The sequence below is a fragment of the Gracilimonas sp. genome, from assembly GCF_040218225.1.
GTDB lineage: Bacteria > Bacteroidota > Rhodothermia > Balneolales > Balneolaceae > Gracilimonas.
In genome coordinates this window covers 277,160-300,302 of record NZ_JAVJQO010000004.1, presented here as the reverse complement: position 1 = coordinate 300,302, position 23,143 = coordinate 277,160, and the positions used below count along the sequence as shown (strand labels likewise).

Below are 23,143 nucleotides of genomic sequence, written 5' to 3'. Positions count from 1 at the left end.
TGATATTTTGTATATTTGAGGCTTATTAATGATTCGCCGGAACTAAGTTTTTTATGGCAAAAAAATTCGAAGAAATAAAGCAGTTAAGCTTTCCCAAGTCAGAAGTTGAAACCCTGAATTGGTGGAAGGATAATCAGATATTTAAAAAAAGCCTCAAAACCCGTGAGGATGGGATTCCCTATACCTTTTTTGAAGGTCCACCCACGGCTAATGGTAAGCCGGGTATTCATCATGTGATGGCCCGTACCGTTAAGGATATGTTCTGCCGCTATAAAACATTAAAGGGATTCAGGGTAGAACGTAAGGCTGGCTGGGATACGCATGGCCTCCCCGTAGAAATTGAAGTTGAGAAGGAACTGGGATTAGAAGGCCGTGCTCAGGTAGAAGAGTATGGTATTGAAAAATATAATGCCAAGTGCCGAGAAAGTGTACTCAAGTATAAAGATCTCTGGGATGAATTGACTTCCCGTATGGCCTATTGGGTAGACCAGGACAATCCTTACATCACTTTTGAGAATAACTATATTGAATCAGTTTGGTGGGCATTTAATAAGCTTTTCGAAAAAAATCTGGTTTATAAAGGCTACAAAATTCAGTGGTACTCTCCGGGAAGCGGAACGGTACTTTCCTCTCATGAAGTAAGCCTTGGGTATAAAGAGACTCAGGATCCATCTATATATGTGAAGTTTCCGGTTGTGGGCGAAGAAAATACGTACTTCCTTGCCTGGACTACCACCCCATGGACGATAGTATCTAATATGGCGCTGGCGGTGAACCCAAACCTGGATTACGTAAAAGTGGGCCATTTTGATGAGACATTCATTATGGCTAAAGATTGTGTGGAAGAGGTTCTGGGTGAAGATTATATCATTCAGGAAGAAATGAAGGGCTCCATGCTTTTGCATCGTACGTACGAGCCGGTTTTTGACTTTGCCTCCAAAGAGTTTGATAAGTCTGAAGCGTGGAAAGTGATTCCAGCAGACTATGTTACTACTGAAGATGGTACCGGAGTGGTTCATACCGCTCCTGCTTTTGGTGCGGATGACTTTGACTCCTGCCAGAAAGCAAATATCCCGATGTTCAACCCTATTGACCGGGATGGCAAATTCACCGATAAAGCACCTGATTTCCAGGGGCAGTGGTTTAAAGAGGCCGACAAAGATATTGCCAGAGCCATTAAGGAAAAGAACCTCATGTATAAACATGAGACCATGGTTCACAACTATCCATTCGACTGGAGAAAAGGCACGCCTTTAATGTCGTACCCCGTAGAGTCATGGTTCATCGAAACCACCAAAGTAAAAGATCGCATGGTGGAGCTTAATAAGCAGATCAATTGGAAGCCTGAAAGTACAGGAACCGGTCGTTTTGGAACCTGGCTGGAAAATAATGTAGACTGGGCCGTTTCCCGTCAGCGATACTGGGGAACACCAATTCCGATCTGGGTGAGTGATAAAGACCCGGATTATGTAGAGTGTATCGGAAGTATGGCCGAACTTCGTGAAAAAGCCGGACTCGAAGAAGATGAAGAAATCGATCTTCACCGGCCTTATATAGATGAATTGACATGGGAAGGCCCTGATGGGGCAACTATGCGCCGTATTCCGGATTTGCTGGATGTTTGGTTCGATTCCGGCGCCATGCCTTTTGCACAATGGCACTACCCTTTTGATAACGACCATGAATTCAGCTATAACTACCCGGCCGACTTTATTGCAGAGGGTGTAGATCAAACCCGCGGGTGGTTCTATACATTACATGCCCTTGGAACCATGCTTTTTAATGAGCAGGCTTACAAAAATGTTGTTTCAAACGGATTGGTTCTGGACGAAAACGGCGAGAAGATGAGTAAGTCGAAAGGGAATACCGTAGATCCTTTTGAAGTGATTCAGGAATATGGAGCTGATACGGTTCGCTGGTATATGATGAGTAACTCATCTCCCTGGGAAAACCTGAAATTCAGCGACGACGGACTTAAAGAAGTTCAGAGAAAGTTTTTCAACACAATAGTAAACACCTATTCTTTCTTTGCGATGTATGCAAATATTGACGGGTTTACATTCTCCGGAACGGCTATTCCAATTGCTGACAGACCAGAAATTGACAAGTGGGTGATTTCGAAACTGAACTCTACTGTTAAGCTGGTAGAAGAGTACTACGAAGATTATGAACCTACCAAAGCGGCCCGCGAACTGGAAAGCTTTGTGGAAGAACTTAGTAACTGGTATGTACGTCGAAACCGACGCCGCTTCTGGAAAGAAGGAAATACGCTGGATAAAACAGCTGCGTATCAAACACTTTATGAATGCCTGAGTAACCTCAGTAAGCTGATTAGCCCTATTGCTCCATTTATTGGCGAATGGTTGTATCAAAAACTGAATAACGTGACGCAGCAGGATGAGGAATCAGTCCATATTGCTTTTTTCCCAACAGTGGAAGAAACAGCGATCAATAAGGCACTTGAGCACAAAATGGAAATGGCCAGGTTGATTTCCTACATTGTGTTGCGTGTTCGTAATCAAATAGAGATGAATGTCCGCCAGCCTTTGTCGCGAATTATTCTTCCTATAAAAGATGAAAGTGAACGCCAGGCGATTGAATCGGTTCGGGACATAATATTAGAAGAGGTGAACGTTAAAGATATCCAGTTTGTGGATGACGATTCTGGAATTGTCCGAAAATCAGCGAAACCAAACTATCCAGTGCTCGGTAAGAGACTGGGACCTAAAATGAAGGCGGTTGCTGCCCGAATTGGTAAACTGACGACAGAGGAAATCACCGGCTTTGAAAAAAATGGCTGGATTGATCTGGATGTTGACGGTGAAACCATTCGTATCGATTCTGAAGGATTGGAAATTATCCGAACCGGATTAGAAGGCTGGACGGTAGAAACCGAAGGTGGCTTAAGTGTAGCCGTTGACACCGATCTTAGCGAAGAACTGATTCAGGAAGGAATGGCCCGGGAGTTTGTGAACCGAGTTCAGAACATGAGAAAGGAAGCAAACTTCGATGTGACCGATCGGATTTCGATAGGTTTTACCGGAGCCGACAATATTAAAGAGGCCGTTGTTTCTATGAGTGATTATATTAAGAAAGAAACACTGGCGGAAGAAATTCAAATCTCAGAACTCGAAGTTTCAGACTTCACTAAAACCTGGGAAATTGGAGAGGAAGAGTGCACCATCTCCATACGAAGAAATATTAATTCATAACCTAGCAGCTATGGCAGAAAAAGAAACAAAAAACGACGAAAGAGTATCTCCTTATAGTGATAAAGAACTGGAATACTTCCGCGAGATCATCATCAAGAAGATGGAAGAAGCTGAAGAAGAGCTGAACACTCTTCAGCGAACTTTGCGTGAAAGCATGGAAAATGCTTCTGATGAATCGGCCTATTCTTACCATATGGCTGATGCTGGCACAGACGCGCAGGAGCGCGAAAAAACATACATGCTCTTTAACAGAACACGAAAGTTTGTCAAATATCTGGACGATGCCCTCAAGCGTATCGACAATAAAACGTATGGCGTGTGTAAGGTTACCGGAAATAAAATTTCCAAAGGACGTCTTGAAGCTGTACCGCATACTCAGCTGAGTATCGAAGCTAAACTGAAACGCAGATAATCCAGCTGGTTTGACCCGAAAAAAACTGCTCGCTTTATTAGTTCCGGCTTCCGTTGTGCTGGTTATAGACCAGATTACGAAGTGGTTGATCCGGACGACCCCTGAATTGCAGAATAAAGTCCTGATTGATGGATGGCTGCAATTCTATTTCACAAAAAATCCCGGGATGGCCCTGGGCATAGATGTACTCTCTACGCCTGTAATAAGTGCCATAGCTATTTTAGCCGTCTCCGGAATTTTGATCTATATCCTGAAAAATCTTCAAGAAGCCAGCGTTGGTTATTTAATTTGCATGGGATTGATAGTAGGCGGAGCATTCGGGAATATTTCAGATCGCCTGTTTATGGGATTAATCATGGATTATGGGGGGATGCTGGAAGGTCATGTAGTCGACTTTATTTATTTTTCTCTTCAAATTGGCGACTGGACCGTTTTCCCATACATTTTTAATGTGGCTGATATCGCCATTTCCTGCTCTATTATTCTGCTGCTGCTTTTTAATAAGCGATTCTTTATCACACAGAAAGCAGATTCAGAGTCTGATTCTTCCGAAGAAATGGAAGATGTACATTTAGAAGAGCCTGCCAAACAGGAAGGGATAATTTAGTTTTCTGACTTTTGTTCTTCTTTTTCAAAAGGATATTTCTGAGCAGAAAAATCAAAGTTGTGTTCGATAGGAACCTGATCCACTATTTCCAGTCCGAAGCTTTTTATCCCAATTCTCTTGACAGGGTTGTTGGTCATCAATTTCAGCTTTCGGATGCCCAACGAACGAAGAATCTGAGCACCGACACCATAATCCCGTGCATCACCGCGAGGGGAAATGTCCTCTTCGTTATCTTCCATTTTACCTAGTTGCAGGGCCTTCAGGGTTTTCAGCTGATTAACCAGCACGGACCCACGCTGATTTCGGTTCATATATAAAACCACCCCTTTTCCTTCTCTCTCTACCTGCAGCATCGCCTGATGAAGTTGCTCACTGGTGTCTTTATTTCGGGCACCAAAAATGTCTCCAATCAAATCGGAGGAATGTACACGGGTAAGCACCGGTTCTTCTTTGGTCCAACTGCCTTTTGTCAAGGCAAGATGGATGTCGCCTGTAAGCTTCTCTTTAAAAGCGCGCAGACTAAAGTCGCCGTACATGGTGGGTAGATTCACATCCATCACCTCATGAACCAGTGTCTCATTTTCATTCCGGTATGCAATAAGATCTTTGATGGTGATGATCTTCATCTCAAACTCATCCGCCATTTTGATCAGATCGGGTACTCGGGCCATTTCCCCGTCTTCCTTCATAATCTCACAAATAATACCTACCGGCTTTAAGCCTGCAAGTCGGGCTAAGTCAATGGCCGCTTCGGTATGTCCGGCTCTTCGAAGTACACCTCCTTCAGCAGAAAGTAATGGGAAAACATGTCCGGGGCGCCGGAAGTCAACGGGTTTGGATTCATCACTAGCCAATTCCCGAATGGTATTGGCACGATCGGCGGCGGAAATGCCGGTGGTGGTTTGCCGCTTGTGATCGATGGAGATAGTGAAATTCGCCTCGTCAGGATCGGCTCCCTCCTGTACCATGTGTCGCAGATTCAGCTTATCTGCTTTTTCTTTGGTGATGGGAGCGCAAACCAATCCGCGGCCGTGGGTTACCATTAAATTGATAGCTTCAGTGGTAACCTTTTCAGCCGCCATCAGAAAATCGCCTTCATTTTCCCGGTCTTCGTCATCTACAACAATGACCATTTTGCCATTTTTGATATCTTCAATGGCCTCGGGGATAGTATTAAAGCGGAATTCCTGATTCATGGTTTATTAATTGAAATTGATCTAATCACAATTCCGTCTCTTTAACAGCGCGTCTTTCTCCTTGTTGAAGGAGAAAACAAAAGAGGTCGAAATAGACAAGTTTAGTCTTTTTCTTGTTTATGTGGATTTACATCGGTTACGGCTGATTTCAACATGCGGATTTTAGTACCGCTGTCGATATCAAGGAGAAACTCACTTTCCTCAATTTTATCAACAATACCAATGATGCCTGATGAGGTAACAACTTTATCACCCTTTTTCATGCCCTCAACTTTCTCTTTAATTTCTTTTTGTCGTTTGCTCTGCGGGCGAATGATGAAAAGGTAGAATACCAGGAAAATAGCACCCAGAAACACCAGGTTGATGATGCCAGCATTTGGGTCGTCAGGGTTACCCATTAAAAAAAGTGGTAAAAATTGCATAGTCGTTGATTAATGTGCGATTAAATTATTGCGGGACGAAGATACGAATTCCTGTATTCAATGACGATATTAAAACGTTTTCCCATTCTCCTGTCATTCCCTTACAAAGAGAAGTAGTTCTTTATTTTGATTATTCGCTAATGTAATAACCGGATTCCTGCCTTCGCAGGAATGACAGAGGTTGCAGTATTTGCAACGTAGCAGAGAAAAGAAATACTGAGAGGTAAGATGGTCATCGCGAGGAGAATATTCAGTTAGATAGGTTCATTAACTTTTCGACGAAGCGATCTCCCTGATAAGGTTCAGTAACATTACCAGGGTATTTGCTCGCTGCGGTTGCTTTCCGAACAGTCAGCTCTTAACTAAACAACGTCTTCAGGAATTTCTGGTGTTTCTCTTTGTTCTTGACGATTAACAGGGGAATGCCGAAAGAGTAGTACGTCATTTTATCGGTGAAGTCATCCCTCAAAATGCTGGTGATTTTTTTATCCGATTTGGAGCCAACTATGATAAGGTCGGCCTGATTTCTAACAGCTTCGTCATACACTTCATCCCCAATACGTCCTTCTTTATGAAGGGTAAGAGTAAATTTCACGTCATCAGGAAGCTCATATTCAGAAACAAATGCTTCTTTTTGATCCTTTATATGATTTCTGATTTTATCCTTTTCATCCTCGCTGGGCATATAAGGGAAAAAATGTGAGGGATATTTAAAAATATGCTGGGCCTGAACAGATCCACTCTGGGGTTCCACGAGGTTTCGGGCCAGCTTAACCGCATTAGCTGATTGTGAGGAAAAATCAACAGGCGTTAGTATGGTATTCATGGCATAACGGCTGTTCTCGGGGACAAAAAGAATAGAAGCCGGAACGTATTTTACGATTCTGCGTGCGATTACTCCTTCCCCAACATAACCGGTTTTTTTACCCATGAGTAATAGATCAGGATCTATGGAATTCATGAGCTCGATGATTTGGTCGGTGGGCCGGCCTTCTTTTATGATAAGACGGATTTCAATATCTGTATCGCCGAAATGATCTTTAATTTTATCGTTCAGCTCATCTCTGATTACATCTTCGAAATCCTGATCACTTTCTATATTTGGAAACAATTTGGCCATTTCCTTGGCTACATTTCCGGATTCCACCACATGCAGAAAAGAGATCGTTTTTGGCTCAATAACGGATGTCAGAAAGTTAGTATATCCAATCAGGATATCGTCCATTTTGGATAAGTCTAAGCATACAAACCAATGATCGAAATTCTTCATAATAAGACTCCTTAATCCTCTTGTTTTTGATTGTTGATGGCGTCTTTAACGAGTTCTTTATACGAATCGCGTTCTTTGTCTTTTACCTTTTGCTGATTCTCTTTGTATTCACGTTTCAATCCCCGGTGAAGGCTATAACACATAACCAAAAGTATGAGGGCAAATGGTAATCCGGTACTGATGGATGCTGTTTGAAGGGCGCTTAATCCACCGCCAACCAGTAATATAGCGGCTACCAGTCCCTCGGTTTGAGCCCAAAAAATACGCTGGCCAACAGGAGCATCCAGCTTACCGCCGCTGGTTAGTCCGTCAATTACGAGGGAGCCAGAGTCGGATGAGGTAACAAAGAAACTCAGGATAAGTACGATAGCAATGATAGAAGTAACCATCTCAAGCGGGAACTGCTCAAGAAATACAAACAGCGCTGTGGCTACATTTTCGTTTACAGCATCACCTATGTTTCCAATTCCTCCCATTTCAAGGTTGATGGCCGAACCTCCAAAAGCAGACATCCACAGAAAAGTGATGATGCTTGGCACAATTAATACGCCGAGTACAAATTCCTTAACAGATCGTCCTTTGGAAATCCGGGCGATAAACATTCCAACATACGGTGACCATGAAATCCACCATGCCCAGTAAAAAATAGTCCATGAACTTTGCCAGTTAGTGCCGGCATAAGATTCAGTCCAAAAACTAAAAGTAGCAACAGAATTCAGATATCCGCCAAAGTTTTGAATGAAGGAATCGAAGATGAAAATGGTTGGGCCGACTAAAATCACAAAGACTAAGAATAAGGCTGCTATACGGACATTCATTTCACTTAAAACCCGAACGCCTTTGTCAATACCCAGCACCACCGAAACTGTGGCGACGCCTGTAATAGCCACGATTATTCCAACCTGCAGATAGATGTTATCCGGCAATCCGAATACATGATCCAGTCCGGCGCTGACCTGCAGAACACCCAATCCGAGGGAAGTTGCAAGCCCAAACAAAGTTGCTAAAACAGCCAGGATATCAATGACATCTCCTATCCATCCTTTGATTCGGTCTCCGATGAGAGGGTAAAATACTGACCGAAATGAAAGCGGTAAACCACGGTTGAAGGCAAAAAACCCAAGTGATAACCCAACCACCGCATAAATTCCCCAGGCATGAAATCCCCAGTGAAGATAAGTCAGGTTCATAGCCTGCTGGGCTGCCTCTACAGATTCTGCGTCAGCCATTGGCGGGGAGAGATAATGGAAAATGGGTTCAGCAACGCTCCAGAACATGATACCGATCCCCATGCCAGCACTGAATAACATGGCAAACCAAGCGAGGGTGCTGAAATCCGGTTCGGCATCTTCCCCACCCAGGCGAATACTTCCAAATCGACTGAAGGCAATGAATAAAGAAAAGATGATGAAAACATTTACGGCGATCACAAAAAACCATCCTCCATTGTCAGTGATTGCAGTTTGGATAGCGCTAAAAATGGTTTCGGCTTGGTCGCCTAATAATAAAGTAGTTACAATCATTGCTGTGATTAACACAACAGAAGGCCAAAAAACAGGCTTATGGATATCAAAATATTTATTGATGCCTGTTTTTTTAGCAGGCTCTTTTTCTTCTCCTCGAATTCCCATGATGTAATTTTTAATAAGTTAAAATTGACTCGCTTTTACATGAATAAGCGTTTGTCAGGACGGCACACATTGAAAGGCTTAGCAGCAGGAAAAATAATCTGCTTGTGTTGAAGTACTCCCAAATTGCGAATTTCGATGACTTCATGTTCTCCGGTTTCGGAGATTAATAATTGGTAGTTAGGTTTAGTCTTATGAAACAACTTAACCTAATTGAAAGCGGATATCGTTCAATAGCTCACGAAAGGCTACCGAAAAAGAGGGGGATTATCAAGTTGGGGCAATCCAATGCCAGATATGATCAATTCTTAATCCCCATAAAACGTCTTCCCTTCTTTGGCATAATCCACTAATATCTTAGCAGGTTTAAAACGCGGGCCGAATTTTTCGGTGAATTCATTTAGCTGGTCTACCACGTTTTGTATTCCTTTTTGGTCGATATACTGGAAAGGGCCCCCCAGGAAAGGCGGGAAGCCGAGTCCGAGGATGGCTCCGAGATCTCCGTCGCCCGGAGATTTCAGGATGTTTTCCTCCAGACACCAGGCTGCTTCATTGATCATGGTAAGGGCCATACGCCGCTGGGCCGTTTCCTTGTCAGGATTGGTTCGGTTTGAACCTCCGAAGTACTTATAAATCTCGGTGTTTACTTCTTTCTTTTTGCCGGCGTTGTATTTGTACATCCCGCGTTTATTTTTTCGTCCGCGGAAACCGGCTTCCAAGAGCTCATCTGCTTTGTTGGTGGATTCCACTCCACGTTCAGCAAACATAGAGGCCATCGTTTCAGCAACGTGAGCTCCCACGTCAATGCCTACTTCATCAAAAAGAGCCATAGGTCCCACAGGGTAGCCAAAGTCTTTCATGATTTTGTCGAGGAATTCAATGGATGCGCCTTCTTCCAGCAATACTAACGCTTCATTCATATAAGGAGCTAAAATCCGAGTAGTATAAAAACCAGGCCCGTCATTGACGACAATCACATTCTTGCCCTGATTCACCCCAACCTGATAAGCGGTTTGAGTAACCCAGTCAGCGGTTTGATTAGTGGTTATAATTTCCAACAGCGGCATTTTTTGAACCGGTGAGAAGTAATGCATCCCAATGATATTCTCCGGCCGTTGTGCACCCTCCGCAATTTTTGAAATCGGTAGTGAAGAAGTGTTGGACGCAAAAATAGTATGATCGGGGGTATTCGACTCGACTTGCTGGACGATGTTTTGTTTGAGTTCCAGATCTTCAAATACCGCCTCAATCACTAAATCAACGGAGCTGAATCCATCGTAGGAATCCACACCGGTGACACGACTGGCCGTCTTATCCCTTTCAAACTCAGTGATAATTCTCTTCCGGGCTTTTTCATCCAAAGATTTCCAAATCTCTTTTTCTCCTTCGGCGGCATTTTCAATGGTCTGGTCTTTGAGCAGGACCCGGTAATCACCTTTATCAATACTGACTTCGGCAATCCCTGAACCCATAAGTCCGGCACCCAGAACACCGATTCTTTTCACTTCTCTTACCAAATCAGAGTTGGGGACTTTTTTGGAGGCGGTCATCCCAAAAAACAGATTGACCAGATTTCGGGATTCCTGTGTAGCGCCCAGTTCCCCAAAAAGAACGGTTTCATTTTCCAGTCCTTTTTCGAGGCCATGCTTGTATCCATACTCAACGGCATCGATGATTTTAGGAGGAGCCGGGTAGTTCCCCTTGGTTTGGCCTGCTGTTTTCTTACGGGCCTGGGAAAAGATGACTTTTCGACCCAGCGGATTTCCCTCCAGAAGTTTATGCAGAAACGGCCTTTTATCTTTTCGGTCAAACTTCCCTTCCGATATTTTATGCACGCCCTTAATCGCAGCTTTTTCAATGGCGTCTTTATGAGTGACTTCATCCACCAAACCCATCCGTTTAGCCTGGCGTGTATATATATTTTTCCCGGTCAGCATATAGGGAAGGGCATTTTGAATGCCGATTAAGCGTGGTAGCCGCTGAGTTCCCCCGGTTCCGGGCAAAATGCCCAGCTTAACTTCAGGAAGAGCAAAAACGGTTTTGGAGCTATCCGAACAAACACGATAATGACAGGCGAGAGAGAGTTCCAGTCCGCCGCCCATACAACTGCCATGAACGGCTACGGCGATAGGCTTGGAAAAATCAGCGATACGGTTCAGGATTTTATGGCCATCTTTACTGAGCTGCTCTATCTCTTTGGCTGTATCACGAGCCTGAAACATGTCGATATCCGCGCCAGCAATAAAATTATCTTTCTTCCCGGAAATGAGCACGGCTCCTTTGAGCTCATTATTATTTTCGAGCTCATCGAGGAATTCCGAGAACTCCTCCATCATTGATTCATTTAGTTTATTCACTTTCTCACCAGGTAAATCCAGCGTGATGATGGCAACAGAATCTTTTTGTGTGATTTGTAGGTAGCTCATGGTGTCAGGTTATAAAGGGTTTCTTCCTTATTCGATTTACTGTAAAATTGCTTACCAACGAGTCCTCCTCCTTACCAAGGAGAAAACAAAAGAGGTCGGAAATGATGGATTTAAGCTTTAGTGTTTAATTAAAGTTCTCAACAATTATTATGGGCATCGAATTAATTCTGGAGATTCCTGCTTTCGCAGGAATGACTGCTATTTGTCAGGGTACCTCTCCAGCACCACGGCATGTCCCTGTCCGCCGGCGGCACATGCCGAGACCAGCGCAAAAGTTCCGTCTTCACGGATCAGCCGGTTGGCTGCTGTAGTCACAAGCCGGACTCCGGTAGCTCCAAATGGATGCCCTAAAGAAAGGGAGCCGCCCAGCGTATTCAGTTTGTCCATAGGGATTTCGCCGACTTTCTGATCCCGGTTTAACGAGTCTTTTGCAAACTTGTCGGAATTCAGCGCAGTGAGGACGGATAGAACCTGTCCGGCAAATGCCTCGTGAAGTTCGATTACGTCCATATCTCCAAGTTCAAGATTCATCACATCCAGTACTTTCGGGATGGCATAAGCCGGTCCCAGCAGAAGCTCTTCCCCGGGATCCTGAGAAACGAAATTATATTCTCGGATGTACGCCTTAGGTTTGAGGCCTAAGTCCAGCGCTGTCTGTTCTTCCATGATGAAGCTGGCAGAAGCACCATCCGTTAAAAACGAAGAATTTCCTGCAGTAACCGTCCCGTGTGGCTTGATAAAAGCAGGACGGAGTTTGCTGAGCTTTTCCATCGAAGTATCATCCCGAAAGCCATTGTCATGTTTTACAACAGTAAATTTTGGTGGGATTTTGGCTGGGATCAGCTCTTCATCCAGCAAGCCTTCATTGGTTGCCTTGGCTGCGAGCTGGTGAGAACGCAAGGCATATTCATCCTGATCTTCACGGCTCACTCCAAAACGGGCAGCCATGCGGTCGGCACTTTCACCCATTACTTCTCCGGTCGAAAACTCAGCGATGGCCGGAAGTTCAGGCAGAAAATCTTTGAAGCCCAGACCTTTGAAGAACTTCAGGAAGTCGAGGGGGGATTTATACTTTCTGGCTTCCAGCACTTTTTGTCGAAATTTCTTTTTGAACCGAACCGGAATGTCGGACATAGTTTCCGTGCCAGCTGCCAGAATAATTTTAGCCTGACCCGATCGAATCAAATCGACACCGCTGGTAATAGCCTGATTGGAAGAGATGCACGCCATGGTAGTAGTGAAAGCAGGAACCGAATTCGGGATGCCTGCACCAAGTGCACTTTCCCTGGCAACGTTACTCGTCTTCACTTCCTGAATTACGGTGCCCATAATCACCCGGTCGATGGCAGCGAGATCTACTGCATTTCGTGCGAGCAGCCCTTCGATAGCCATGCGGCCAAGGTCGTAAGCCATCAGGTCGTTATAGTTGGTTCCAGAGCGTTGAAAGGGGATTCGGCAGCCATCAACAAGAACGGCGACCGGCGTATGTTCAGCGTTTTTTTCCATAAAAAGAACTTAAGATTGAGCCTGTAAGTTAACAGTGTTAACTAATAAATCAAGAAGTCATAAATAGTTTTCAATCAATATTTATGGCTGTCTAATATATCTGGTTGATGTATATTGCAAAGAAAAGCTTGATGAAAATTTTAAAAATCTTTGGTCTACTCGTCTTTTTATTGATAATTATGGTTTCCTGTAAAACATCTACAGGTTCGGAAAACTCAATTGATATTAATAGCGGGGAATATTCATTATCTGGAAGAGTACTCTCCAAAGGAAATCCTGTTGATGGAGTTATGATCAATTTGGTTCTTGAGGATCAACAAAAACAAGCGGAAACGAATGCTGAGGGTTTTTACTCTATATCCAACATCCCAGGTGCGGAGTACATTTTAAGTGCGACTAAAGATGGATATGTGGAATATTCGAATGGATCACTTGAAGTAATAGATGCCAATCAGTCACTGGATATTGATTTAAAAGAGATTGTAACTGTAGATAGTATGATTGTTGTTTATAGAGTTACAGATGAAGAGTTGCTCCTGGGGCGATATGATGATGATTACGAAAGCGGAGCAAAGTTTCCTTTGAACGTAGATTTTGAAAGCGATACGGAGAGAATAGCGTATTTAATTTTTCGGATGAGCGAAGAACTACAAGCAGGTACTTTTTTAGAAATCACAGCAAAAGGTGCTGAGAAGATTCAAAATGGAGTTGCCTATAAAGCTCTTTTTGCAGCAAAAATATTTAGCGACTTAGATGAAAATAATCCATCAGAAGAGTTTGTTTTTACAAATTTTGGAGACGAAACATTTACCTGGAAATTAGTTGTGCAAAATAAGGGGAGGTATGTCTACATCTATACAGCTGGAACTGGCCCTATTGATTGGAGTGGAATAAATTTAGAGTTATACAAGGTTGTTGGTAAAGACTACAACTGATTCAGGTAATTTTTGAGTGAGGTTTTTTTTAAAACAAAAAATAGTTTAAATGGTGAATATTTACTTTGTCAGAGTTTGAAATGTTCTTATATTTGTCGCCCTTCGAACAAGTCGGGCGATTAGCTCAGTTGGTTCAGAGCACCTCGTTTACACCGAGGGGGTCGGGGGTTCGAGTCCCTCATCGCCCACACCATTAAAAGCTTCTCAATTATGAGAGGCTTTTTTTGTTTTAGCTTATCTCAGATTACTAAACCTCAAGATAATAAGCCTGCTGTATTTTGATTTTATTAGAGCAGAAAAAAGTGAATTCTAAAATTACAGCAAATACAAATGAGTCTATTTATACAGGGATGTAAGCGCAATTCTATCTATCAGAATAAATCATTATAATTATTATTAGAAATATTCTTAATAAAATTATTGCTCATGGATATTAAGTTTGTAAAGCGTTCCAACGTAAAATCTTCCAAGAAAAGAACGTCAAAATTCAAGCCTCTGCTGGATGCCATTGAAAAGCTGAAGCCCGGCGGACAGGCTGTTGAAGTCAGTTATACGAACGAGAAAAACATCAATTCGATGCGAACCGCAGTGTACCAGTTTGGCAAGAAGAACGATTTTAAAGTGAAAAGCCGAAGGGACGCAGACAATAAGAAGATTTATTTCTACCGCGATAAGTAACCAAAACTAAATTTTGGGTTTCGGTTTCATTCGCTACTTTCTGCAGAACAAAACAGAATTATTATTTACGATGAGCCTAACTACTCAAAAAACCATGACAGAGAGTATTTCTTCCCGCCTTTCCAAAGACCATCTTCTGCAGCACTTTAAAACGGTTCGGGCGTTCAGCCTGTATTTATGTGAACCACTTGAGACAGAAGATTTTGTGATTCAGGCGTCTGAATTTGCGAGTCCCACCAAATGGCACCTTGCGCATACCAGCTGGTTTTTTGAGACTTTTGTGCTGGAAAAGTTTCAGGATGATTTTGAAAGCCTGCACCCTCAATATGCATATTTCTTCAACTCTTATTACCTGCAAACCGGGGTTCCGTTCACGCGGGCAAAACGGGGGGTTCTGTCCAGGCCAACCGTGAAAGAGGTTTTTGAGTATCGCCAATATGTGAATGAAGAGTTGGCAAAGTTTATTGAATCGGCTTCTGAAGAAACATGGAAAGAAGCTGCTAAAGTAGTAGAGATTGGCATTCATCACGAGCAGCAGCATCAGGAGCTTATTCTCACTGACCTGAAATATATGCTGGGGCAAAATCCACTGCTGCCAGTCTATCGGGAAGTGGAGCATGCACCTGTTTCAGAAGTCAGCCCAATCAACTGGGTTTCCTTCGAGGAGCAGATCACTGAAATCGGTAATACCGGAAATGAGTTCACCTATGATAATGAACATCCCCGGCACCGAACCCTGGTTCAGGATTTTGAATTGGCTGACCGGCTTATCACAAATGGAGAATACCTGGAGTTTATAAACGATGATGGGTATTCGAGATCATCACTTTGGCTGGATGAGGGATGGTCGGCCGTAAAAAATAACGAATGGACAGCTCCCCTCTATTGGTTTCAGCGCGAAGGAAAATGGATGCAATTCACGTTATCGGGTGCCCGGGAAGTTGTCCCCAATGAACCGGTAAGCCACGTGAGTTACTACGAAGCAGATGCGTTTGCCCGATGGAAAGGCGTACGGTTGCCAACCGAACAAGAGTGGGAACATGCGTGCGGAGACCTTACTGTTGAAGGTAATTTTGTAGAAAAGGAGAACTTCCATCCTGCTGCCCTGCAATCACCATCCGGGAAATTAAAGCAGATGTACGGAGACGTTTGGGAATGGACGATGAGTGCTTATGCTCCCTACCCGAATTATAAACCATTGCCCGGGGCGCTTGGTGAATACAACGGAAAGTTCATGGCAAATCAATATGTGCTAAGGGGCGGCTCTTGTGCCACATCGCAAACACACATCCGAAAAACCTACCGAAACTTTTTCCATGCAGATGCACGCTGGCAATTCAGCGGAATCAGACTCGCCAGGTAATTGAAATCCAGCAGTAATAAATGATTGGGTTAAGACATCTGTTGGAGAACTACACTTGAGAAATATCTACAAAAATAAATGACTAAAGTTGAACAGCGGAAGTCCATGCTTGAGGAAGTGCTGGGCGGATTGAACGATCCTCAAAAATCATTACCGAGTAAATACTTCTATGATGAGCGCGGATCAAAATTATTTGATGAAATAACCCAACTGGAAGAATACTATCCAACAAGGACTGAGCGTAAGATTCTTAAACAAAACGTAGAGAGTATTGGACAGTATTTGGGAGAAAAAGTAGTACTGATTGAGCCGGGGAGTGGGAGCAGTGATAAAACCCGCATCCTGTTGGAAAACCTGTCTAACGTATCGGCTTATGTACCCATCGATATTTCCGGAGAGTATTTATTTAACGTGGCTAATGAGTTACAAAATGAATTTCCTGAAATTAAGATTGAGCCTCTGCAGGCAGACTATACCCGATCCTTCGAACTTCTGGAAGTGATGCCTGATGGAAGAAGAGTAGTGTTTTTTCCCGGCTCAACGGTAGGGAATTTTGAGCGGGATACGGTAGACCGGTTTTTAAACGTAGTTGCTGATATTGCAAGTCAGACTGGCGCTTTTCTGATTGGTGTTGATCTAAAAAAAGACCGGCAGGTTTTGCTGGATGCCTATAATGATTCCAAAGGCATAACAGCTGCATTCAACAAAAATATACTGCGTCATATAAACCGGATTTTAGCGTCTGATTTTTCCCTTTCCAGGTTTGACCATGAGGCTGTTTGGAATGAAGAGGAAGGTCGCATTGAAATGTATTTGATTTGTAATGAAGCCCATGAAGTGGCGATTAATGGTACAACTATTGCCTTTGAAGAAGGAGAACGCATTCATACCGAAAACTCGCATAAATACACGCTGGATGAATTTTCAGAAATTGTATCGCCCTGGTTTGAGGTAAAGAAAGTATGGACCGATGAAAACAATTGGTTCAGCCTTCAGTATCTGGAACCGAAGTAGTCTACTCACCAACTTTAAAGCTAGTCATTGCGAGGAGGCTAAATAGCTGGGGAGGCTTAAAAGGTATTCGACGAAGCAATCTTTTGTACAAACATTGATGCGTGATTATGTAGATCGCCGCGTCGTTATAAATACTCTTCGCATTCATACATGACAAGCTCCTCGCGATGACAGATTGATTTTAGACAAAAGGAGCATCAATCACTCCTCAACACCGGCCCACTCCAGGTACATCGCTCTTACTTCAGCAATGTGATCGTCCAGTGTTTCCCGTTTCCAGTCTGAGGTATCTACCGGTGGATGGATATGGGCATTAATCGTTCCGCTTTTGGACAACAGAGAGCCTCCCAGGCTCAGCTCCTGATTCCCGTCAAAGTAGATGGGGACGATGGGGAAGCCAAGGTCGATGGCCATGTGAAAAGCCCCTTTCTTGAACGGGCCGATAACTCCGGGATGTTTACGGGAACCTTCCGGTGCTACCATAATTGAGAGGTGATCCGTTTTCAGCCGGTCATAGGCCTTTTGGAGCCTTTTAATGGCTTTCTCACTTTTTTGGCGCTGAATGAAAACCTGTCCCGTTAACCTTCCCACAATAAAAAACAGCGGATTGTACTGCAGCTCCCACTTTGCGACAAACCGAATATGAGGCAAGCCCAGGGCAATCATGGTTACCAGGTCCAGCGTAGAACTATGATTGATGGTATAAATGACAGGCGGATTTACAGGCTCACCATGCTGAATTACATTAAACTTGATGCCGAGCGTCCACAGAACCGGATAGGCGATGAAGGGTCCGAAATTTTCAACAATGAAGTTGGTGGACTTTCCAAAAGACAGAATCAGCAGTATGGTAATCACCGGGGTAGAAATGGCGAACATGATAAAGAATACCACGATGGCCAGAATGCTTCGGATGTATTCAATGGGTGTAAGGGATGTTGCCATGGGAATAAATTTGAATCCGAATATAGGGTAAGCTAAGCTTGACTGAAAATCGGAAATGGAATCCGACTTCATTTCTGCATAGTTTTGCGCGATAATTATTCATCATGACTGAACAACCTGCTGCACGTATTTCCCTGGAACCCTTTGAGCCTGTCTGGTGGGCATGGAATGGACACGTGCATACCATAGTGGCTTCACAGTTTTCAAAAGTCATAAAACCAGAGCATGAACGGGTGGAGATTGATACTCCCGATGAAGACTTCCTTGAAGTGGATGTGTGTATTCAGAATACCCAGAAGCCTATAGTTGCTTTATTTCATGGGCTTGAGGGCTCTACAGACCGGTACTATATTGGCAACCTGATGACCCAATTGGAGAGAGCGGGTTTTTCATCATCTGCGTTAAATTTTCGGGGATGCGGAAGCCGGATGAATAATCAGCCCCGGTTTTACCATTCCGGAGAAACGGAAGATTATCGCACATTTCTGCACTGGATTTCTGAAACCTATCCTGACAAAGAAATTTATGCGGTTGGTTTTTCTTTGGGTGGAAATGCATTGGTGAAGTATCTGGGAGAAGAAGGAACCCAAAGCAGAGTAAAGCGAGCCGCAGCTGTTTCTCCCCCCTACGATTTGAAGGAAGGTTCAATCCAATTGCATAAGGGCTTTAATCGTCTTTATGAAATCAACTTCCTGAATACACTGGTTCAAAAGCTGGAGAAGAAACGTCAGAAAATGGAAATGCCGGTTTTCAACGGCTCATCAATCTATGAGTTTGATGACCAGGTGACTGCAAAACTGCATGGTTTTGATGATGCCGATGATTATTATCACCAATGTTCCAGCAAACATTTTTACGGTGATGTGAAAACGGATCTGTTGGTCATTCACAGTAAACAGGATACGCTATGTCCTATGGAATTTGCTCCTTTCCAGGTGATTGAAGCCAATCCTCAGATCCAAACCTGTTTTACGGAAGAGGGTGGTCATGTTGGATTTTTGAGCGCACCTAAAGACTGGCTTTTTCGGGTGATACTGCAGTGGCTTGATTGTTGATTTGGCTCTTTTTTCTTAAAACTTTATGACCAGTCCATTACTGAGCTCATACGTCCAGTTAGGAATATCAATAACCGGAGCGGCATCATAAGCCGCTGAAAATTGAACACTCAGTGAAATGTGTTGATTGATTTTGACCTGTAACTGCGTTTCCAGAATCGACCGTGCTTCAAAAAACTCGTTTGGCCGTGCTTGGTAATAGCCTATCAACAGGAAGGTAGTTTGAGGATTCAGGTTTCCCCTGAAAGAAATGTTGCTCGTACTTTTGATGTATTCGTTTTCAATGGCTGGCAATCCACTTTCTTTCCATTTTTCATATTCAGCCATGAGTCCGGTTGAAAAACTTCCGGTCCAGTTTTCCTCATAGAAAAGGGTATATCGGAATCCGGCTCCACCCAAAAAACGACTCTGTAGTCCCAGGTTGCTATTGTACTGATATTGAAAAAACAGCTCTGGCGAAAACCGGTTATCACGAACAAATGTAGAACGCAGGTGACTGTATCCACTGCTAATGACAGAAGCTCCATCCAGATTCACCAGCTTCAATTTATTCAGAAAGAGGTAGGCGTGCTTCCCGGAAAAGTAGGACAGGTTGGCGTTATTGGTGAACTGGAGTACGCGGTCGTTATACTGGCTAAGCGATAAGTCAAAGTTAAGCTGACCATACCAGCCGGCTGAATCGGCATCAGAACGAACGCTTTCTACATTTAAAAGCTGTGCCTGCAGAGTAGAGGGGAGAATGAAAATCAGAAACAAAGAAACAAAGAATAACCGGAGCAGTCGGAGCATCTGAATGAATGAAATTATGGAAGTTTTATTGAGTCAAAGGTACGCGATCCTGAAAAGTTCCTGCAAATGAAATTTGAGCTTATGCAGGTTCCACGTAAGAGCTAAACGATTCGTATCTTTGGACTGTTAAACATATTCACTTACTCAAATCCTTTTAACGACAAAATCTGATATGGTTATCATTATAGGTGCAGGTCCGATCGGGCTTGCCACGGGTATTGCACTTCAGGAGAAAAACATCCCTTTTAAAATCATTGAACGAGGTTGTTTGGTGAATTCGCTATTCCATTATCCGACCAACATGACCTTCTTCTCCACTTCTGATAAACTTGAAATTGGGAATGTGCCTTTCATTTCTCACGGGCCAAAACCAACCCGGGCAGAAGCTTTGGAATATTATCGCCGGGTGGCGGAGCATTATGAGCTTCCCGTCAACCTGTATGAAACGGTAGAGTCGATGGAGGGAGAGGATGGCAATTTCACCGTTAAAACAGACAAAGATGTATACAAAGCGGAAAAGGTGATCGTTGCTTCCGGGTTCTATGGTCAGGCCAACATGATGGGCGTTCCGGGAGAAGATCTTCCCAAAGTGAAGCATTATTACGATGAACCACATCCCTATGCATGGCAAAAAGTGCTGGTGATTGGCGGTGGAAACTCTGGGGCAGATGTTGCCCTCGAATGCTGGAGAGGGGGCGCAGACGTCACGATGTTGCTGAAGTACGATCAAATTAAGCCCTCGGTAAAATACTGGGTAAAGCCGGATATTGAGAATCGGATTAAGAATGAAGAAATCCCCTGTTTTTTCAATTCGGAGGTGAAAGAAATCCGGGAGAAAGAAGTGGTCATTAACACTCCTGATGGAGAAGTGACGATAGAGAATGATTTCGTTCTCGCTATGACAGGTTACCATCCTAATTATGAGCTGATGGATAGTCTGGGAATTGAGCTTACCGACGATGAAAAATGTATGCCTGTTCATGATGAAAACAGCCTTGAAACGAGCCGGAAAGGGATTTATGTAGCCGGTGTTGTTTGCGGAGGAATGGACACCAGTCGGTTATTTATTGAGAATTCCCGGGTGCATGCTGAGCAAATTGCGAGTCATATTCAGGATAATTTGAAGTAGGAAGCTGACAGCTCCTCTCATTTTAGGTTCAAATAATAAAGCCCTCAACTTTCACATTGAGGGCTCTGGAAGGTTAAACGTCTTGTCTAACTAAACTCTTGTATTAGAACTCCCACTTAACCTGGAAGAGGAAATTGGTTCCGGCCTGTGGGTAGTAATAATTGAAGTACACAGGATCTCCGCTTTGCAGCCAGCCAAAGGTGTATCCATTGGTTTCGTACTCATGATTGAAAAGGTTATTTACCTGTAGTGTTGCCGTGATCCCCTCGAGTACAGGAACCTGATCAAGCTTGTAGCTTAGCCGAAGATCATTTACGAAATAAGGGTCTATCGATCGGCTTTGAGTTTGGGTGTTATCCAGATACTGCCGGGACACATATTTTGAAATCAATTCTGCATTTAAGCCACCTTTGTTATAGCCAATCACTCCGTTTGTGATTACAGAAGGAGAGAAAGCAATATCGGTGTCTTCGTAAATGGTTTCTTGCTGGCCAAGAAAGTTGAAATTGGCGTCGTACTGATCAGTGTATTGCGTGTATTCCACAATTTTATTCTGACTGAACGTTGCATTGGCTGAAAGGCTCAGGTTTTGGCCGAGACTCACCCCACCCTGAAGTTCAACTCCTACACGATAGCTCTCAGGCACATTTTGACGTACAATCTCGCCAACGTCGTTGATGGCTCCTGTTGGCACCAGCTGATCTTCATAAAACATCCCGTAAAGATTTGCTCCTAGATAATAGGTGGTGAAATCACCTCGATATCCGGCTTCAACATTGTAGAGTTTTTCGGCATCAGGACGACTATCAGGTGTAGAATTTACGTATTCATCACGAGTTGGCTCTTTTCCACCGACGCCAAAAGAAGCATAAGCCCGCTGACCTGAAGTGAAGTTATAAACCAATCCAAACTTTGGATTGAAGAAGGTTAGGTTGTCTTCCTGGCGAAGTGTAACCAGACTATCCTGAACGTTTGGAGGATTTCCGGTTTGGATGATGTCGTTGCCAAGAAACTCGTAGTTTACCGAGCGCACCTGAAGATCCAGGTAAGAATTCAGCTTTTCGGTGAGTTGATACTGAAGCTTGCCATATGCATTAAAGTCTTTCTTGATTCCATCGTTGTCATAATAACGATCGTTGTTTTCGCTGTTTCCGGCATATCGAGCCCAAATAACTTCTCCGAAATGGGCACCATCGTAGTAGCTGTACCCTCCGCCAAATGTCAGGTTCCAGGTATCTGAAGGACTATATTTGGTGGAAAAGATGGTGCCGTAGTAATCATTATCTAACCAGCGGCGGCGAACCAAATCAGATTCAGTAGGCGTAGATGGCTGAATGGTCTCTATACCATAATCGCTAAGAGCTTCGTCAGCCTTATACTCTTCATAATAACCAAAACCCCGGGTGTAGAACGCTGAAATATTGGCATTCCAGTTTTCCTGAAGCTGGTAAGAGTAGTGCAGCTGATAATAATTTTGCTGATAATCATCTACCTGATTCTCGTAAGGATCGCCGTCTTTTTCGGTTCCGGCTTCGTTGAAGGTGCGGTCGTTTTCGAGCACGCTTTCTTCCACGCCGTACCAGGATTGATAGGTGATTTCTTTTCCGGTAAAGACATCAGCTCTTAACAAGCTACGTTCACCATGGTGCGATGCGGATAAGAAATAAGAATCTAAATCTGAGCTGGCCCGGTCTATGTAACCATCGGAATCAATTTTCGAAAGCCGGCCTTCAAACTGCCAGCCATTTTCCATAAGGCCTGACCCCAGCCTTACATTGTACTTACGGGTGTTGAAGGAGCCAAAGCCCGTGTTTATTTCTCCAAATGGTTCCGGGGATGAAGAGCTGGTTTGCAGGTTGATGGTGGCTCCAAAAGCACCTGCTCCGTTGGTGGAAGTTCCCACTCCGCGCTGCACTTGTATGTTTTCTATAGATGAAGCCAGGTCGGGCAAGTCAACCCAAAAAACACCATGAGATTCGGCATCATTAACGGGTATTCCGTTGATGGTTACATTAATTCGCGCGGGATCGACGCCACGAATTCGAATTCCGGTGTACCCAACGCCCGCCCCGGCATCAGAGGTTGTGGTTACCGAGGGCGTATTTTGAAGGAGATAGGGAACATTCTGTCCGAGGTTTCTTTTCTCAATTTCGGCCCGTTCTACATTGGTATAGGTGATCGGGGAAGACTCATCCACCCGAACGGCGCTAACAAAAACGTCATCGCCGATGTACGTTTCGGGATACAGGAATATCTCCAGATTCTGTTTGTCATCAGATACATCCACTTCCTGGTCTTTATATCCCAGATAAGTGATGAGTAAAGCTTCTTCTCCGTTTTGGGAAAGCTGTAATTCAAAGGAGCCATCGTCCTGGGTTACGGCTCCCCGGGATGTGCCTTGTTGCCGAACCGCAGCTCCTTGTAACGGTTCTTTGGATTGCGCATCAAGCACTTTTCCGGTAACGGTTTGTGCCTGAACTTCAGCATTAAAGAATAATGGTATAGTGAATAATAAAGCCGCAAAAAACGACTTCTGTAAGAATAGATTAAACATAA

18 protein-coding genes and 1 tRNA gene are annotated in these 23,143 nt (G+C 43.8%); 10 read left to right on the top strand and 9 right to left on the bottom strand.

Annotated features, from left to right (window positions below; translation table 11 throughout):
* The first annotated feature begins 53 nt into the window (after positions 1–53).
* Genes ileS through RIB15_RS05275 form a run of 3 tightly spaced genes read left to right on the top strand, consistent with a single transcriptional unit; the run spans position 54 to position 4,231 of the window.
* Positions 54–3,212, top strand: a complete 3,159-nt coding sequence (ileS, locus tag RIB15_RS05285; protein WP_350201107.1) for an isoleucine--tRNA ligase — start codon at positions 54–56, stop codon at positions 3,210–3,212.
* 10 nt (positions 3,213–3,222) lie between these two features.
* A complete protein-coding gene (locus tag RIB15_RS05280) occupies positions 3,223–3,624 on the top strand; it encodes a TraR/DksA family transcriptional regulator (RefSeq protein WP_350201106.1) in 402 nt (133 codons plus the stop codon).
* A 10-nt stretch (positions 3,625–3,634) separates the two neighbouring features.
* Complete coding sequence (locus tag RIB15_RS05275) at positions 3,635–4,231, top strand: signal peptidase II (protein WP_350201105.1); 597 nt, start codon at positions 3,635–3,637, stop codon at positions 4,229–4,231.
* On the opposite strand, the gene ribB is transcribed toward RIB15_RS05275, so the two are convergent.
* The 6 genes from ribB to RIB15_RS05245 all read right to left on the bottom strand — a co-directional run bounded on the left by ribB (position 4,228) and on the right by RIB15_RS05245 (position 12,679).
* Entirely contained in the window at positions 4,228–5,427 is a 1,200-nt protein-coding gene (ribB, locus tag RIB15_RS05270; protein WP_350201104.1) for a 3,4-dihydroxy-2-butanone-4-phosphate synthase, read from the bottom strand. The genes RIB15_RS05275 and ribB overlap by 4 nt on opposite strands.
* 101 nt (positions 5,428–5,528) lie before the next feature.
* A complete protein-coding gene (gene yajC / locus RIB15_RS05265; RefSeq protein ID WP_350201103.1) occupies positions 5,529–5,849 on the bottom strand; it encodes a preprotein translocase subunit YajC in 321 nt (106 codons plus the stop codon).
* Positions 5,850–6,207: 358 nt separating this feature from the next.
* Complete coding sequence (locus tag RIB15_RS05260) at positions 6,208–7,119, bottom strand: universal stress protein (protein ID WP_350201102.1); 912 nt, start codon at positions 7,117–7,119, stop codon at positions 6,208–6,210.
* Positions 7,120–7,130: 11 nt separating this feature from the next.
* A complete protein-coding gene (locus RIB15_RS05255; RefSeq protein WP_350201101.1) occupies positions 7,131–8,750 on the bottom strand; it encodes a BCCT family transporter in 1,620 nt (539 codons plus the stop codon).
* A gap of 305 nt (positions 8,751–9,055) precedes the next feature.
* Positions 9,056–11,173 carry a fatty acid oxidation complex subunit alpha FadJ gene (gene fadJ, locus RIB15_RS05250; RefSeq protein WP_350201100.1) on the bottom strand — a complete coding sequence of 706 codons (2,118 nt, stop codon included), beginning with the start codon at positions 11,171–11,173 and terminating at the stop codon, positions 9,056–9,058.
* A gap of 198 nt (positions 11,174–11,371) precedes the next feature.
* A complete protein-coding gene (locus tag RIB15_RS05245; protein WP_350201099.1) occupies positions 11,372–12,679 on the bottom strand; it encodes an acetyl-CoA C-acyltransferase in 1,308 nt (435 codons plus the stop codon).
* Positions 12,680–12,810: 131 nt separating this feature from the next.
* Between RIB15_RS05245 and RIB15_RS05240 the strand changes: the two genes are divergently transcribed.
* The 5 genes from RIB15_RS05240 to egtD all read left to right on the top strand — a co-directional run bounded on the left by RIB15_RS05240 (position 12,811) and on the right by egtD (position 16,669).
* Positions 12,811–13,614 carry a carboxypeptidase-like regulatory domain-containing protein gene (locus tag RIB15_RS05240; protein ID WP_350201098.1) on the top strand — a complete coding sequence of 268 codons (804 nt, stop codon included), beginning with the start codon at positions 12,811–12,813 and terminating at the stop codon, positions 13,612–13,614.
* A gap of 113 nt (positions 13,615–13,727) precedes the next feature.
* A tRNA-Val gene (locus RIB15_RS05235) sits at positions 13,728–13,802 on the top strand.
* A gap of 238 nt (positions 13,803–14,040) precedes the next feature.
* A complete protein-coding gene (locus RIB15_RS05230; protein WP_255134354.1) occupies positions 14,041–14,292 on the top strand; it encodes a hypothetical protein in 252 nt (83 codons plus the stop codon).
* 70 nt (positions 14,293–14,362) lie between these two features.
* Positions 14,363–15,655, top strand: a complete 1,293-nt coding sequence (gene egtB, locus RIB15_RS05225; protein WP_350201097.1) for an ergothioneine biosynthesis protein EgtB — start codon at positions 14,363–14,365, stop codon at positions 15,653–15,655.
* A 78-nt stretch (positions 15,656–15,733) separates the two neighbouring features.
* Positions 15,734–16,669, top strand: coding sequence for an L-histidine N(alpha)-methyltransferase (gene egtD, locus RIB15_RS05220; RefSeq protein WP_350201096.1), 936 nt, complete (start codon positions 15,734–15,736; stop codon positions 16,667–16,669).
* 201 nt (positions 16,670–16,870) lie between these two features.
* On the opposite strand, the gene RIB15_RS05215 is transcribed toward egtD, so the two are convergent.
* Complete coding sequence (locus tag RIB15_RS05215) at positions 16,871–17,614, bottom strand: lysophospholipid acyltransferase family protein (RefSeq protein WP_350201095.1); 744 nt, start codon at positions 17,612–17,614, stop codon at positions 16,871–16,873.
* Between the two features lie 104 nt (positions 17,615–17,718).
* On the opposite strand from RIB15_RS05215, the gene RIB15_RS05210 reads away from it, so the two are divergent.
* Positions 17,719–18,669, top strand: a complete 951-nt coding sequence (locus RIB15_RS05210; protein ID WP_350201094.1) for a YheT family hydrolase — start codon at positions 17,719–17,721, stop codon at positions 18,667–18,669.
* Positions 18,670–18,684: 15 nt separating this feature from the next.
* Here the strand turns inward: RIB15_RS05210 and RIB15_RS05205 are convergent, their stop codons facing one another.
* Complete coding sequence (locus RIB15_RS05205; RefSeq protein ID WP_350201093.1) at positions 18,685–19,458, bottom strand: DUF481 domain-containing protein; 774 nt, start codon at positions 19,456–19,458, stop codon at positions 18,685–18,687.
* 172 nt (positions 19,459–19,630) lie between these two features.
* Here RIB15_RS05205 and RIB15_RS05200 point away from each other — a divergent pair, with 172 nt between their 5' ends.
* A complete protein-coding gene (locus RIB15_RS05200) occupies positions 19,631–20,587 on the top strand; it encodes a YpdA family putative bacillithiol disulfide reductase (RefSeq protein ID WP_350201092.1) in 957 nt (318 codons plus the stop codon).
* 103 nt (positions 20,588–20,690) lie between these two features.
* On the opposite strand, the gene RIB15_RS05195 is transcribed toward RIB15_RS05200, so the two are convergent.
* Positions 20,691–23,141, bottom strand: a complete 2,451-nt coding sequence (locus tag RIB15_RS05195; RefSeq protein WP_350201091.1) for a TonB-dependent receptor — start codon at positions 23,139–23,141, stop codon at positions 20,691–20,693.
* Positions 23,142–23,143: the final 2 nt, after the last annotated feature.

Coding starts and splice junctions, on each gene's coding strand:
- egtB (WP_350201097.1), top strand. CDS start 14,363: ATGAGCCTAACTACTCAAAAAACCATGACAGAGAGTATTTCTTCCCGC.
- fadJ (WP_350201100.1), bottom strand. CDS start 11,173: ATGAGCTACCTACAAATCACACAAAAAGATTCTGTTGCCATCATCACG.
- RIB15_RS05260 (WP_350201102.1), bottom strand. CDS start 7,119: ATGAAGAATTTCGATCATTGGTTTGTATGCTTAGACTTATCCAAAATG.
- RIB15_RS05205 (WP_350201093.1), bottom strand. CDS start 19,458: ATGCTCCGACTGCTCCGGTTATTCTTTGTTTCTTTGTTTCTGATTTTC.
- RIB15_RS05255 (WP_350201101.1), bottom strand. CDS start 8,750: ATGGGAATTCGAGGAGAAGAAAAAGAGCCTGCTAAAAAAACAGGCATC.
- RIB15_RS05245 (WP_350201099.1), bottom strand. CDS start 12,679: ATGGAAAAAAACGCTGAACATACGCCGGTCGCCGTTCTTGTTGATGGC.
- egtD (WP_350201096.1), top strand. CDS start 15,734: ATGACTAAAGTTGAACAGCGGAAGTCCATGCTTGAGGAAGTGCTGGGC.
- RIB15_RS05230 (WP_255134354.1), top strand. CDS start 14,041: ATGGATATTAAGTTTGTAAAGCGTTCCAACGTAAAATCTTCCAAGAAA.
- ileS (WP_350201107.1), top strand. CDS start 54: ATGGCAAAAAAATTCGAAGAAATAAAGCAGTTAAGCTTTCCCAAGTCA.
- RIB15_RS05200 (WP_350201092.1), top strand. CDS start 19,631: ATGGTTATCATTATAGGTGCAGGTCCGATCGGGCTTGCCACGGGTATT.
- RIB15_RS05195 (WP_350201091.1), bottom strand. CDS start 23,141: ATGTTTAATCTATTCTTACAGAAGTCGTTTTTTGCGGCTTTATTATTC.
- yajC (WP_350201103.1), bottom strand. CDS start 5,849: ATGCAATTTTTACCACTTTTTTTAATGGGTAACCCTGACGACCCAAAT.
- RIB15_RS05215 (WP_350201095.1), bottom strand. CDS start 17,614: ATGGCAACATCCCTTACACCCATTGAATACATCCGAAGCATTCTGGCC.
- RIB15_RS05280 (WP_350201106.1), top strand. CDS start 3,223: ATGGCAGAAAAAGAAACAAAAAACGACGAAAGAGTATCTCCTTATAGT.
- RIB15_RS05210 (WP_350201094.1), top strand. CDS start 17,719: ATGACTGAACAACCTGCTGCACGTATTTCCCTGGAACCCTTTGAGCCT.
- RIB15_RS05240 (WP_350201098.1), top strand. CDS start 12,811: ATGAAAATTTTAAAAATCTTTGGTCTACTCGTCTTTTTATTGATAATT.
- ribB (WP_350201104.1), bottom strand. CDS start 5,427: ATGAATCAGGAATTCCGCTTTAATACTATCCCCGAGGCCATTGAAGAT.